At 69.2% G+C, this 13,342-nt stretch carries 14 protein-coding genes and 1 other RNA gene; 9 read left to right on the plus strand and 6 right to left on the minus strand.

What is annotated here, in order from left to right; genetic code table 11:
- The first annotated feature begins 42 nt into the window (after positions 1 to 42).
- From pyrC to htpX, 4 genes are all read left to right on the plus strand, one after another.
- A complete protein-coding gene (gene pyrC, locus ACAM58_RS04480) occupies positions 43 to 1,074 on the plus strand; it encodes a dihydroorotase (RefSeq protein WP_018903675.1) in 1,032 nt (343 codons plus the stop codon).
- Complete coding sequence (locus ACAM58_RS04485; protein WP_018903674.1) at positions 1,071 to 1,895, plus strand: NYN domain-containing protein; 825 nt, start codon at positions 1,071 to 1,073, stop codon at positions 1,893 to 1,895. Before pyrC ends, ACAM58_RS04485 begins: the two co-directional genes overlap by 4 nt.
- On the plus strand, positions 1,892 to 2,632 hold the full coding sequence (locus tag ACAM58_RS04490) for a DUF3025 domain-containing protein (protein WP_018903673.1): 741 nt from the start codon (positions 1,892 to 1,894) through the stop codon (positions 2,630 to 2,632). The genes ACAM58_RS04485 and ACAM58_RS04490 overlap by 4 nt, the downstream gene beginning before the upstream one ends.
- A gap of 152 nt (positions 2,633 to 2,784) precedes the next feature.
- Positions 2,785 to 3,657: a protease HtpX gene (htpX, locus tag ACAM58_RS04495; RefSeq protein WP_012746012.1), complete on the plus strand. Its 873-nt coding sequence runs from the start codon at positions 2,785 to 2,787 to the stop codon at positions 3,655 to 3,657.
- Positions 3,658 to 3,735: 78 nt separating this feature from the next.
- Here htpX and ACAM58_RS04500 read toward each other — a convergent pair whose 3' ends face one another.
- The 6 genes from ACAM58_RS04500 to cysK form a co-directional block, all read right to left on the minus strand.
- Entirely contained in the window at positions 3,736 to 4,281 is a 546-nt protein-coding gene (locus ACAM58_RS04500) for a hypothetical protein (RefSeq protein WP_018903672.1), read from the minus strand.
- Positions 4,278 to 4,721, minus strand: coding sequence for a hypothetical protein (locus ACAM58_RS04505; RefSeq protein ID WP_012746014.1), 444 nt, complete (start codon positions 4,719 to 4,721; stop codon positions 4,278 to 4,280). The genes ACAM58_RS04500 and ACAM58_RS04505 overlap by 4 nt, the downstream gene beginning before the upstream one ends.
- A gap of 145 nt (positions 4,722 to 4,866) precedes the next feature.
- A complete protein-coding gene (locus ACAM58_RS04510) occupies positions 4,867 to 5,754 on the minus strand; it encodes a ProQ/FINO family protein (protein ID WP_018903670.1) in 888 nt (295 codons plus the stop codon).
- Positions 5,755 to 5,810: 56 nt separating this feature from the next.
- The gene (locus tag ACAM58_RS04515) at positions 5,811 to 6,440 is read right to left on the minus strand and encodes a flavin reductase family protein (protein WP_018903669.1); all 630 of its coding nucleotides are present in this window, start codon (positions 6,438 to 6,440) and stop codon (positions 5,811 to 5,813) included.
- An 11-nt stretch (positions 6,441 to 6,451) separates the two neighbouring features.
- Positions 6,452 to 8,092: an NAD(P)/FAD-dependent oxidoreductase gene (locus ACAM58_RS04520; RefSeq protein WP_369664215.1), complete on the minus strand. Its 1,641-nt coding sequence runs from the start codon at positions 8,090 to 8,092 to the stop codon at positions 6,452 to 6,454.
- Positions 8,093 to 8,164: 72 nt separating this feature from the next.
- Entirely contained in the window at positions 8,165 to 9,085 is a 921-nt protein-coding gene (cysK, locus tag ACAM58_RS04525; RefSeq protein WP_018903667.1) for a cysteine synthase A, read from the minus strand.
- A gap of 93 nt (positions 9,086 to 9,178) precedes the next feature.
- Between cysK and rnpB the strand changes: the two genes are divergently transcribed.
- The 5 genes from rnpB (at position 9,179) to ACAM58_RS04550 (ending at position 13,337) form a co-directional block, all read left to right on the plus strand.
- An RNA gene (gene rnpB / locus ACAM58_RS04530) (RNase P RNA component class A) lies at positions 9,179 to 9,526 on the plus strand.
- Between the two features lie 103 nt (positions 9,527 to 9,629).
- A complete protein-coding gene (locus ACAM58_RS04535) occupies positions 9,630 to 10,109 on the plus strand; it encodes a MarR family winged helix-turn-helix transcriptional regulator (RefSeq protein WP_018903666.1) in 480 nt (159 codons plus the stop codon).
- Positions 10,110 to 12,188: an FUSC family protein gene (locus tag ACAM58_RS04540; RefSeq protein WP_369664216.1), complete on the plus strand. Its 2,079-nt coding sequence runs from the start codon at positions 10,110 to 10,112 to the stop codon at positions 12,186 to 12,188.
- On the plus strand, positions 12,185 to 12,391 hold the full coding sequence (locus ACAM58_RS04545) for a DUF1656 domain-containing protein (protein ID WP_027729862.1): 207 nt from the start codon (positions 12,185 to 12,187) through the stop codon (positions 12,389 to 12,391). The genes ACAM58_RS04540 and ACAM58_RS04545 overlap by 4 nt, the downstream gene beginning before the upstream one ends.
- Before the next feature lie 10 nt (positions 12,392 to 12,401).
- Positions 12,402 to 13,337 carry an efflux RND transporter periplasmic adaptor subunit gene (locus tag ACAM58_RS04550; protein ID WP_027729863.1) on the plus strand — a complete coding sequence of 312 codons (936 nt, stop codon included), beginning with the start codon at positions 12,402 to 12,404 and terminating at the stop codon, positions 13,335 to 13,337.
- Positions 13,338 to 13,342: the final 5 nt, after the last annotated feature.

The raw sequence follows: 13,342 nt of genomic DNA on the forward strand, positions 1-13,342 counted from the left end.
CGTGTGCCAGCCGCAAGGCCGCGATGCGACAATGGCCCTCCCATGACAGACACCCTCACCATCACCCGCCCGGACGACTGGCACCTGCATGTGCGCGACGGCGCCGCCCTCGAAGCCGTGGTGCCGCACAGCGCGCGCCAGTTCGGCCGCGCGCTGGTCATGCCCAACCTGCGCCCCCCTGTGACCACCGCGGCGCAGGCTATTGCCTACCGCGACCGCATCCGCGCGGCGGTGCCGCCGGGCACGGCCTTCGAGCCCGTGATGTCGCTCTACCTGACCGACAAGCTGCCGCCCGAGGAAATCGCGCTGGCCGCGGAAGCCGGCGTGCGCGCGCTCAAGCTCTACCCGGCCGGCGCCACCACCAACAGCGATGCCGGCGTGACCGACATCCGCCACACCTACAAGACGCTCGAAGCCATGCAGAAGCACGGCCTGCTGCTGCTGGTGCACGGCGAGGTCACCGACCCGGCGGTCGACCTGTTCGACCGCGAGGCCGTCTTCATCGACCGCGTGATGATCCCGCTGCGCCGCGACTTCCCCGAGCTCAAGGTGGTGTTCGAGCACCTCACCACCCAGGAGGGCGCCCACTACGTGCGCGATGCCAACCGCTTCACGGCCGCCACCATCACCGCGCACCACCTGCTGTACAACCGCAACGCCATCTTCACCGGCGGCATCCGCCCGCACTACTACTGCCTGCCCGTGCTCAAGCGCGAGACGCACCGCGTGGCGCTGGTCCAGGCGGCCACGAGCGGCAGCGACCGCTTCTTCCTGGGCACCGACAGCGCGCCGCACCCGGCCCACCTGAAGGAACATGCGCTCGGCTGCGCCGGCTGCTACACCGCGCTGACCGCCATCGAGCTCTATGCCGAGGCCTTCGACAGCGTGGACGCGCTCGACAAGCTCGAGGGCTTCGCGAGCTTCCATGGCCCCGACTTCTACGGCCTGCCGCGCAACAGCGGCACCATCACGCTGAAGCGCGAAAGCTGGACCGTGCCCGAGACCGTGCCCTACGGCGACGCCACGCTCAAGCCGCTGCGCGGTGGTGAAACCATCGGCTGGAGACTCGCATGACGCCCGCGCTGCGGGTGATGCTGCTGATCGATGCCGACAACGTCTCGGCCGACGTGATCGAGCAGGCCGTGCAGCGGACCCTGGCCGAGCACGGCGCGGTTCATGTGCGCCGCGCCTATTGCAACGCCGAAACGGCGCTCAAGCAGCAGGCGCTGTTCAAGCGGCTGTCGGTGCGGCCGATGGTCAACCTCTCGGCCGGCAAGAACAGCACCGACATCGCGCTCGCGGTCGATGCGCTCGACCTCGTGATCGCCGAGCGCCCCGACGTGGTGGTGCTGGTGTCTTCCGATTCCGACTTCGCGCCGCTCGTGATCCGGCTGCGCGAAAAGGGCTGCCGCGTCTGCGGCCTGGGCCAGCAGGGCAAGACCGGCGAGGAGACCGTGGCGGTCTACGACGAGTTCACCGACCTGCAGCACCACGGCGCGCCGGTCGCGCCCCGCACCGCGCCGGCGAAGAAGGCCGCGGCCAAGGTGGCCGCGAAGCGTGCGCCGGCCAAGACGGAAAAGACCGCGAAGAGTGCGGCCACGCAGCCGGCCCGCAAGGCCGCGGCCAAGGCCCCGGCCCGAAAGACCGCCAAGGCAGCAGCGAAGCCGCCCGCGCCGCAGCCGCCCTCCGAGGCCGCCGAATTCATCCTGCGCGCGGCACCCGCGCTGCGCAGCGGTGCCGACGTGCCGCTCAACGACGTGGCCCAGGCGCTGCGCGCGGCCGGGCTGCTCGGCAAGCACGGCAGTTCGCTCAAGCTGTTCGACAAGCTCCCGGCGGAGTTCGCCGTGCTGCAGCACCCCGACCGCATCCGCTGGACCGGAGCCGCCGCGCCTTGAGCCTGGCGGCGGTCGACTGGGCGCAGCCCTGGCTCGCGCCTTACCGCGCCATCGGCCAGGCGGCGGCGCAGGCGGCACTCCACAGCCCGGTCGCAGCCGCGCTGCAGCGGCAAGCGGCGCCCGATTCCAGGCCCGCCTTCGTGCCGCAGTCGGCGCTGTCCGCGGGGCAGGCCTATGAGGCCCACATCTTCCAGACCGGCACCGTGCCGACGCGCGACAACCTGCACGACTTCTTCAACGGCCTCGTCTGGCTCGCCTTTCCGGAGGCCAAGCGTCGCCTCAACGAACTGCAGGCCGCCGAGATCGCCCGCGCGGGCATCGGTGCCACGCGCGGCCCGCTGCGCGATGCGCTCACGCTGTTCGATGAGAACGGCGCCGTGCTCGATGCGCCCGAGCCGCTGTGGCGGGCGCTCGCCGCGCGCGACTGGCACACGCTCTTCGTGACGCAGCGCGCGCTGTGGTCCGGGGCGCGCCTCTGGGTGTTCGGCCATGCGCTGCTCGAGAAACTCGCCGCGCCGCGCAAGGCGCTCACCGCGCATGTGCTGCGGCTGCCGGCACCGGCTGCGGGCGGTTCGGCGGCGTCCTGCGACGGGGCGCTGGCGCGCAGCCTCGCGCCGGATCACCTGGCGCAAAAGCCCTTTGTTCCGCTGCCCGTGCTCGGCGTGCCGGGCTGGTGGGCCGGCAACGCGGCGGCGAATTTCTACGACGATCCCAAGGTCTTCAGGCCCGGTCCGTAGAACTTTTGCTCCTATCATCGCTCTACCCGCAAGCCGCGGTGCGGCTCCTCCAGAACCCCAACAACACAGGAAGAGCGCCATTTCCTGCACGGCTTGAAGGGGGCCATCCGGTCCTCATCTAGGCGGCAGCATTCCCCCACGGAGAATTCAACTTGAAACGTATCCTTCTGTTCGTTTTGACCAATGTGATGGTCGTTGCAGTGCTCGGCATCGTCGCCAGCCTGCTCGGCGTCAACCGCTTTCTGACGGCCAACGGGCTGAACCTCACGGCGCTGCTCGGCTTCGCGCTCGTCATGGGCTTTGGCGGCGCGATCATTTCGCTCCTGATCAGCAAGCCCATGGCCAAGTGGACGACCAAGCTGCACATGATCGACAACCCCCAGTCGCCGGACGAGGCCTGGATCGTCGGCACGGTGCGCAAGTTTGCCGACAAGGCCGGCATCGGCATGCCCGAGGTCGGCATCTTCGAGGGCGAGCCCAATGCCTTCGCGACCGGCGCGTTCAAGAACTCGTCGCTGGTGGCGGTGTCCACCGGCCTGCTGCAGAACATGACGCGCGAAGAAGTCGAGGCCGTGATCGGCCACGAAGTGGCGCACATCGCCAACGGCGACATGGTCACCATGACGCTGATCCAGGGCGTGATGAACACCTTCGTCGTGTTCCTCTCGCGCGTGATCGGCTATGCGGTCGACAGCTTCCTGCGCCGCGGCGACGACCGTTCGTCGGGCCCGGGCATCGGCTACTACGTGAGCACCATCGTGCTGGACATCGTGCTGGGCTTTGCCGCCGCCATCGTGGTGGCGTGGTTCTCGCGCCAGCGCGAATTCCGCGCCGACGCCGGCTCGGCCGCGCTCATGGGCCAGAAGCAGCCGATGATGAACGCACTCGCGCGCCTGGGCGGCCTGCCGGCCGGCGAACTGCCCAAGGCGGTGGAAGCCATGGGCATCACGGGCAGCATCGGCAAGCTCTTTGCCACGCACCCGCCGATCGAAGAGCGCATTGCGGCGCTGCAGAACGCGCGCTGAGCACTGCGCGAAGGCATGAAAAAAGGGGCTGGTGATTCACCAGCCCCTTTTTCATTCACTGAGCAGTCGATCGCTCGATCAGAGATTGAGCGCCGCGACGGCTTCCAGGCCCTGCTTGATGTTGTTGCGTGCGGCACCTTCCACCGACATGCGCAGGCGGGTCGTGCCGACGAGCGAATCGAAGGCGCCACCCGTGTAGGTCGACTTGATGACCTGGCGCATCGCCACCGACTTGTCAGAGGTCTTGATGAGCGACCAGCCCGCTTCCATGTCGACCGTGAACGCGGCGCCGAACATGGGCTTGGTCAGCTTGACGATCGAGACCGAGAGTTCGTAGTCGCCGCTCTTGCCCTTGACGACTTCCTTGAACAGGGTCGATTGCGTCACCGCCTTCTCGATGGCGGCAGCCAGGTCCTCGTTGGCGATATCCGAGCTCCACAGCGGATTCGTTTCATTGCCGCCGCCGGTCTTCACCGACAGCGAGTAGGGCAGCTTCTTGCTCGAGGCGATGCTGGTGGGCGTCATGGCCTCCCGGTTGGCTGACGAAGCGCAGCCCGCGAGCACGACGACGATGGAGAGAACGGCCAGGGCGCTTGCGCGGCGAAGGGTGGCGGTGCTGATCATTTGGATTTTTCCGATTCTTTGAAGATGTTGCCGACCACCTCGTCGACCATTTCCGGCGGCGAGAGGCGTGTGAGGGAGGAGTGGAGCGAGTTGCCGGTGGCCAACGGAAAGTCGGACTTGGGCTCGCGGACCGTGACGGTGAGCTCGAACAGGTACATCGTGATGTCCCACATCCACTTGTCGACGTACGTCACGACTGCATCGACCTTCTCGGGCGGCTTGGCGTCCTCCGACACCTCGTACCCGCGTTTTCGCAGATTGCTCGCGATCAGTTTCTGGACCGTGCCGTCTTCACCCTCAAGCTTCCTGACCTGCACCACGCGCAGCTTGTCGAGGTTTGCCGAAGGGTCGACGGTGGCTGTTGCGCGGTTGACGGCGCAGCCGCTCGCGAACACGGAAACAGCCACGGCTGCGAGAAGCAGCCTGATGACTCTTTTCAAATTAACTTCTCCTCCGCCCGGAATGGGCCGGAGGAATGTAGCTGGAAATGTATGAAAACGTTTCTTGAACGCCGGTTCCAGCGAAAAATTTCGCCGCGCTGCGGTCAGACTGCACAGTTGCGGCTTGCCGGCCGCTACGGGGCGTTCAATTGCCGGTGGCGGCGGGCTGGTCGGACCCGGTGGCGTCCGGCGCCGCTGCGGCGGCAGGCGCGGCGGTCTCGGCCGCAGCCTGCGCCCGCTTGTTGTCGTCACGCGCCCGTTGCAGCGTGCGTGCGACCTCGCCGGCATCCATGCCGTACATCTCGGCGAACTCCTGCTCGCTGCTGCGGCCGCTGGCCTCGAAGGCGCGCAGCAGCGCCTCGCGCTTGGCGGCCTGGCGGGCGAGCTCGGCCAGCGCTTCGTCGAGCACGGCGTTGGTTTCCTCGTCGCGCGAGCGCACCAGCACCGCGTAGGCCTCGCGGTCCAGGCCCGAGGCTTCCACGGCGCGGGCGATGCGCGCCACCAGCTGCGGGCGCAGGTCCTCGCCGGGGTTGCGCTGCACGCGGCGGCGGTGCAGTTCGAGGATCGCGTGGTGCACATGCTCGGGCGCGACCGGCTCCACCGCGTTGCCGTCGAGGTCGTGGCGCGCAAGGCCCGCGGCCACCGCCTCGAGATAGCGCGTGGAGCGTGCGTGCAGGCCCAGCGCAACCTTCAGCTCGTCCTTCTTGAAATCGTCGGGGTGCTTCTCGAGCAGGTCCTGGAACACGCCGAGCTTGAGCGGCAGGAAGCGCGCGCCGAACATGTTGGGGTACAGCTCGAACAATTTCTCCAGCGCCGGGTGCACCTTGCGCGCGCGCTGCGGCTGTGGCTGTTGCGCGGCCTGCCTGGGCTTCTGCTTTTGTTGTTGCTGCTGCTGCCGCGGCTGGCGCGGCGCGCGGGGCGGGCGGGCGCCGGCCTTCGGCTGCTGCTGCGACTGGTGCAACTGGGCGGTGCCCTCGGCTTCCGCCGGCTGGACTTCCTGGATTTCTTCTTGGGGCGTGGCGGTGTCGGTCATCGGTCGGTTCTTGTCAGGTTGGCTGGCAGCGGCGGAGAAAAATGGATTCCGCGCATTCAGCGCGGGCGGAACATCTTGAAGAGATTGTCGGGGCTGATCTCGAAGTAATCAGCCGGGCCGCCGCCGCGCAGGATGGGCTGCGCCGCGGCGGTGTCGTAGATGCCGTTCTTCAGCAGGTGGCGCGCAATGTGCACGCCCACCACTTCGCCGAGGATCAGCCAGGTGGGCACCGGCACGCCGTCCACGCCCTCGAGCTGCAGCAGCTGCGTGAGCCGGCATTCGAAGGACACCGGGCTCTCGGCCACGCGCGGCACCGCAATGTGGCGCGACGCCGCGGGCGTGAGGCCGGCGAGCTCGAACTCGTTCACCTCGGGCGGCACCGCGGCGCACGACTGGTTCATCTGCTCGGCCAGCGGGCGGGTGGCCAGGTTCCAGCCGAACTCGCGTGTCTGGCGGATGTTGTGCAGGCTGTCCTTGGCGCCGATGCTCGCAAAGCCCACGATGGGCGGCGTGTAGTTGAAGGCGTTGAAGAAGCTGTAGGGCGCGAGGTTGAGCGCACCGTTTTCGTCCTGCGACGAGATCCATCCGATCGGCCGCGGGCCGACCATGGCATTGAACGGATCGTGCGGCAGGCCGTGGCCCTTGGCGGGTTCGTAGAAGTGGAAATCGTCGTTCGGCACGGCCATGGGTTCCTTGCTCATGTTCCGGCGACGCTGCGCGCCACCGCTTCGGCCACCTTGATGCCGTCGACGCCAGCCGACAGGATGCCGCCCGCGTAGCTCGCGCCTTCGCCGGCGGGGTAGAGGCCGCGCACGTTGAGGCTCTGGAAGTCGTCGCCGCGCGTGATGCGGATCGGCGAGGAGGTGCGCGTTTCCACGCCGGTGAGCACCGCATCGTGCAGGTCGAAGCCCTTGATCTTGCGGCCGAAGGCGGGGAAGGCTTCGCGCATCGCCTCGATGGCGTAGGCCGGCAGCGCCTGGTGCAGGTCGGTGGGCGTGACGCCGGGCTTGTACGAGGGCGTCACGCTGCCGAGCGCGGTCGAGGGCCTGCCCGCGATGAAGTCGCCCACCAGCTGGCCGGGCGCGCGGTAGTCGCCGCCGCCGAGCACGAAGGCGTTCGACTCGAGTTCGCGCTGCAGCGCGATGCCGGCAAGCGCATCGCCCGCGGTTTCGGGCGTCCAGCCGGGAAAGTCGCGCGGGTCGATGCCCACCACGATGCCCGCGTTGGCGTTGCGCTCGTTGCGCGAATACTGGCTCATGCCGTTGGTGACCACGCGGCCGGGCTCGCTGGTGGCCGCCACCACGGTGCCGCCGGGGCACATGCAGAAGCTGTAGACCGAGCGGCCGTTGCTTGCGTGGTGCACCAGCTTGTAGTCGGCCGCGCCGAGCAGCGGATGGCCCGCATGGCGGCCCCAGCGCGCGCGGTCGATCAGGCCCTGCGGATGCTCGACGCGAAAGCCGATGGAAAAGGGCTTGGCCTCGATGTGCACGCCGCGCGCGTGCAGCATGGAAAAAGTGTCGCGCGAGCTGTGGCCGAGCGCCATCACCACGTGGTCGGCGCGCAGCTCGCTCGTTTGGCCGGTGGCCTGGTCGAGCACGGTGAGGCCGCGAATCTGGCCGTCTTCGATCTGCACGTCGGTCACGCGCTGCTCGAAGCGGATCTCGCCGCCGAGCGAGACGATCTGCTCGCGGATGTTCTCCACCACCTTCACCAGCTTGAAGGTGCCGATGTGCGGATGCGCGACGTAAAGGATCTCCGGCGGTGCGCCGGCCTTGACGAACTCTTCCATCACCTTGCGGCCGAGGAAGCGCGGGTCCTTGATCTGGCTGTAGAGCTTGCCGTCCGAGAAGGTGCCGGCACCGCCTTCGCCGAACTGCACATTCGACTCGGGGTCGAGCACGCTCTTGCGCCACAGGCCCCAGGTGTCGCGGGTGCGCTGGCGCACGGTCTTGCCGCGTTCGAGCACGATGGGCTTGAACCCCATCTTCGCAAGCATCAGCGCCGCGAAGATGCCGCAGGGGCCGAAGCCGATCACCACCGGCCGGGGCGCGCCTTCGGGTGCCTGCGCGGGCGGCGTGTAGCGCATGTCGGGCGCGGCCTGGATGTGCGGATGCGCAGCGTGCTTCGCGAGCAGTGCGGCTTCGAGCCCGGCGTCGGCCAGCTGCACGTCGGCGATGTAGACCGTGAGCAGGTCGGCCTTGCGCGCGTCGAAGCTGCGCTTGAAGACGGTGTGGGAAGCGATCGCTTCGAGCGGGACGTCCAGCGTCCGGGCGATCAGGGCGGCCAGCGCCTCGGGGGCGTGGTCCAGCGGGAGTTTGAGTTCGGAGATTCTCAGCATGTCATGGGGCTTGTGGTTATCAAGCAGGCCACGGATTTTACGCGCCGAGGCGCTATGAAAGAGATAGCTGGGTCAGGCCGGCAAAAAGCCTTCGACCGAGAGATAGCGCTCGCCCGTGTCGTAGTTGAAACCCAGCACCACCGCATCGGGTGCCAGCGAGGGCAGCTTCTGCGCGATGGCCGCGAGCGTGGCGCCCGAGGAAATGCCCACCAGCATGCCTTCCTCGACCGCGCAGCGGCGGGCCATTTCGCGCGCCGGTTCGGCGTCGACCTGCAGCACGCCGTCGAGCAGCGAGGTGTCGAGGTTCTTCGGGATGAAGCCCGCGCCAATGCCCTGGATCGGGTGCGGCGAGGGCTGGCCGCCCGAGATCACCGGCGAGGCCACCGGCTCCACCGCGAACACCTGCAGCTTCGGCCACTTCTTCTTGAGCACCCGCGCCACGCCCGTGATGTGGCCGCCGGTGCCCACGCCGGTGATCAGCACGTCGATGCCGTCGGGGAAGTCGGCCGCGATTTCCTCGGCCGTGGTGCGCACGTGCACGTCGATGTTGGCGGGGTTGTTGAACTGCTGCGGCATCCACGCGCCCGGCGTGCCGGCCACGATTTCCTCGGCGCGCGCAATGGAGGCCTTCATGCCGCCCGCGCGCGGCGTGAGGTCGAAGGTGGCGCCGTAGGCCAGCATGAGGCGGCGGCGCTCCACCGACATGCTGTCGGGCATCACGAGGATCAGCTTGTAGCCCTTGACGGCCGCGACCATGGCCAGGCCGATGCCGGTGTTGCCCGAGGTGGGCTCCACGATGGTGCCGCCGGGCTTCAGCGCGCCGGACTTCTCGGCGTCTTCCACCATCGACAGCGCGATGCGGTCCTTGATGGAGCCGCCGGGGTTGGCGCGCTCGGACTTGATCCACACCTGCTGCTTCGCATTGCCGAACAGGCGGTTGATGCGGATGTGCGGCGTGTTGCCGATGGTCTGGAGGATGTTCTGGGACTTCATGGGATCTCCTTGGGCTTTTGTCGGGGCAGTCGAAGCGCCATTGTGGAGCGGACGGCCGGCGCCCGCGAGGTATCGAGCGATAATCCCCGGCGTGAAGCACGCCAGACCGCCGCTGGTGCAAGCCCGCAAGGGGCGACGCCGCAAGGCGCCGCGTCGAAAGACCGCACTGGAGGAACGTCCGGACTGCACAGGACAGCGCAGGAGTTAACGACTCTCCACCGTGAGGTGAGGATCAGAGCAACAGAGACGAGCCGATTCAGTTCGGGTGAAACGGGCAATCTCTGCGCGCAGCAACACCAAGTAGGCCAGTATCGAGGTGGTTCCGCTGAGCTGGCGGGTAGGTGGCATCGAGCCGTTTGGCGACAAGCGGCCCAGAGTAATGGCGGTCACGTTGGGGGCAACTCCAACGCACAGAATCCGGCTTATCGGCGGGCTTCACACTTTTCTTCTTTCTTGATTTCCCCCTGGGGTTCTTCCATGGGGCGCTGCAGTGCTGCGGCTTTTCTCCTAAAATAGATAGCAAGCTAACTAATTTGAGAGAGCCATGGCCCACGTCTCGAAGACCCGCGAAGCCGCGCTGATGTCGCTCGGCATGGCGCTGTCGCCGCTGCAGCGCGGCTACCGGGCCGCGGCCGACAAGGCGGTGGCGCATGTCGGGCTTTCGCAGTCGCTGGCGTGGCCGATCGTGATGATCGGCCGCCTGCACGGCGGCGTGCGCCAGGGCGTGCTTGCCGAGGCGCTGGGCATCGAGGGGCCTTCGCTGGTGCGCTCGATCGACCAGCTGGTGGAGGCCGGCTTCGTGGAGCGCCGCGAAGACCCGGCCGACCGCCGCGCCAAGACGCTGCATCTCACGCCGGCCGGCGAGGCCGCCTGCCAGCCCATCGAGGCCGCGCTGCGCGGCATGCGCGCCACGCTGTTCGAAGGCGTGGCCGACGAGGACATCGCCGCCTGCCTGCGCGTGTTCGCGGTGCTGGGCGAGCGGCTCGGCCGCGCTGCGCCGGGGCCGCAGGAAGGACGCAGGTAGATGGCCGCCTTCCGGCTGCCGCGCTTCAGCCGCGCGGAGCTTCTCTTTTCTGCCAAGAGCTTTGCCGCCGCGATGCTGGCCATGTACCTGGCCAGCCGCGCCGGCCTGCCGCGTCCGTTCTGGGCCTTGATGACCACCTACGTGGTGGCCCATCCGCTGGCCGGCGCGGTGCGCTCCAAGGCGCTCTACCGCTTCTGCGGCACCTTGATCGGCTGCGTGGCCACGGTGCTGCTGGTGCCTGCCTTGTCGAACGCGCCGGAGCTGCTCACGCTGGTGCTCGCGCTGTGGGTGGGCCTGTGCCTGTGCATTTCGCTGTTCGACCGCACGCCGCGTTCCTATGTCTTCATGCTGGCGGGCTACACCGCCGCGCTGATCGGCTTTCCTTCGGTGCAGACGCCGCTCGCGCTGTTCGACACCGCGGTGGCGCGGGTGGAGGAAATCGGCCTGGGCATCCTGTGCGCCACGCTGGTCCACAGCATTGCGTGGCCCACGGGCCTGGCGCCGACCGTGCTGGGCCTGCTCGACCGCACGCTGCAGGACGCGCGCCAGTGGCTCGGCGACCTGCTGCAGTCCGCCGGACGCCGCGCCGATGCCGATCCGCAAACGCTCGCGGCCGACCGCCGCCGCCTGGCCGGCGACATCACCCAGCTGCGGCTGCTGTCCACCCACGTGCCGTTCGACACCACGCACCTGCGCTGGACCGCCGGCGCGATCCGCGCCATGCAGGACCGCGTGGCCGCGCTCACGCCCGCGCTGTCGGCCGTGGAGGACCGGCTGCTGGCGCTGGAGCAGGCCGAAGGCGCGCTGGCGCCGGACGTCGCCGCGGTGCTCGCGCAGGCCGCGCAATGGCTGCAGGAAGACGATGCAGCGCGCGCGCAGTCGCTGCAGCTGCTGCGCCGCTCGATCCAGGCGCTGGGCGCGACGCCGCAGCACAGTCCCTGGAGCCGCGCCTTGCGCATCGGGCTCGCGGGCCGGCTCGAGGAACTGGTCGAGGGATGGCGTGCCTGCGCGCGGCTGCGCATGGACATCGACGAGGGCCTCCAGGGCGCGCTTGCGCCGCGCCGCACGGCCGCGCTCGGCAGCCGCGTGCTGCACCGCGACTACGGCATGGCGCTGCTGTCGGCGCTGGCCGCGGTGCTCGCCATCTGCCTGTGCGGCGCCTTCTGGATCGTGACGGGCTGGCCCATGGGCTCGGCCGCCACCATGATGGCCGCGGTCTTCTGCTGCTTCTTCGCGACCATGGACGACCCGGTGCCCGCGATCCACGGCTTCCTGAAGTACACGCTGTGGTCGATTCCTGTCTCCGCGCTCTATGTGCTGGTGCTGATGCCGCTGGTGCAGGACTTCGGCATGCTGGTGGCGGTGTGCGCGCCGGCCTTCCTGCTGCTGGGCGTCTACATGGCGCGGCCGGCGCATTTCATGGCGGCCATGGCGCTGCTGTTCGGCGTGGCCGGCACGCTGGCCATGCACGACACCGCCAATGCCGACCTGGTGAGCTTCATCAACAGCATGCTCGGGCAGGTCATCGGCGTGGTGGTTGCCGCGCGCGTCACGCGGCTGGTGCGCTCCGTGGGCGCCGACTGGAGCGCGCGGCGCATCCAGCGCGCCACCTGGCGCGAGCTCGGCGAGATGGCCGGCGCCTCGCAGCGCCAGGGCGCGCAGGGCGACGCCTACGCCGTGCGCATGCTCGACCGCATCGGCCTGCTCGCACCGCGCATCGCGCAGGCCGGCGGCAGCATCGAGGGCGTGGCCGCCAACGACGCGCTGCGCGACCTGCGCACCGGCGCCGACATCGACGTGCTGCAGCGGGTGCGCGCGCAGCTGCCGCCGGCCTCGGCCGCGGCGCTCCTGGGCGGCATCTCGCAGTTCTTCCGCCAGCGCGGCAGGGGCCGCATGCAAGCGCGCCCCGCCGGCCTGCTGCCGCAGATCGACGAGGCGCTGTCGGCCGTGCTTGGCGCGCAGCATGCGCCGTCATCCGCATCGCGCAGCGCAGTGACCGCGCTGGTGGGCCTGCGCCGCAATCTTTTTCCCGATGCACCGCCGCGCCTGGCCGCGGCCGGACAAGGAGCCTCCAGATGATTGGCGAAGCAAGTTTCTACGGCCTCTACGTGCCATGGCTGCTGGTGCTGGCCGGCATTGCGCTGGCCGCCCTCTGGGGCGTGCGCCATCTGCTGGCCCTGGCCGGCCTCTACCGCTGGGTGTGGCACCCCGCGCTGTTCGACATGGCGCTTTATCTGCTGCTGCTCTACGGCCTCAGCCGTGCGGCGTCCTTCCTTCAATGACGAGATCCAGATGAAAGCCCCTCTTTCCACCGACAGCTCCTGGCCGATGCGCCTCGGGCGCATTCTTCTCACCGCGGCCGTGGTGGCGGCCGCCGCATGGGCCGGCTTGCAGCTCTGGGACCACTACGAGCTCGCCCCCTGGACGCGCGACGGCCGCGTGCGCGCCAACGTGGTCCAGATCGCGCCGGACGTTTCCGGCCTGGTCACCGCGGTGCCTGTGCGGGACAACCAGGCCGTGCAGGCCGGGGCCCTGCTGTTCGAGGTGGACCGTGCGCGCTACGACCTTGCCGTGCGCCAGGCCCAGGCCGCGCTGGCGGCGCAGCGTGCCGCGAGCGCGCAGGCGCAGCGCGAGAACGCGCGCAACACGGGACTGGACGCGCTGGTGTCGCAGGAGGCCCGTGAACAGACCCGCGCCCGCGCGGAGCAGGCGCGCGCCGCCGTCGCGCAGGCCGAGGTGGCGCTCGATGCGGCGCGCCTCAACCTGCAGCGCGCCGAGGTGCGCGCGCCGGCCGACGGCCTGGTGACCAATCTCGACCTGCGCACCGGGAGCTATGCATCGGCCGGGCGTCCGGTGCTGGCGCTGGTCGATGCGCATTCGTTCTTCGTCGAGGGCTACTTCGAGGAAACCAAGCTGCCGCGCATCCACCTGGGCGACCGCGTGCGCGTGACGCCAATGGGCGGCGGCGCGGTGCTCGAAGGCGCGGTCGACAGCGTGGCCGCCGGCATTGCCGACCATGACCGCTCGACCAGCGCCAACCTGCTGCCCAGCGTGAACCCGACCTTCAACTGGGTGCGGCTCGCGCAGCGCATTCCGGTGCGCATCAGGCTCGATCCGCTGCCGCAGGGCGCACGGCTCGTGGCCGGCCAGACCGTGACCGTGCAGGTGCTCGAGCATCCGCCGGCGCGCAACGCCGGTGCACCGGCCGCCGAGCCGAAGAAGGGATGAGCGCC

Source organism: Variovorax sp. V116 (genome assembly GCF_041154435.1).
GTDB lineage: Bacteria > Pseudomonadota > Gammaproteobacteria > Burkholderiales > Burkholderiaceae_C > Variovorax > Variovorax paradoxus.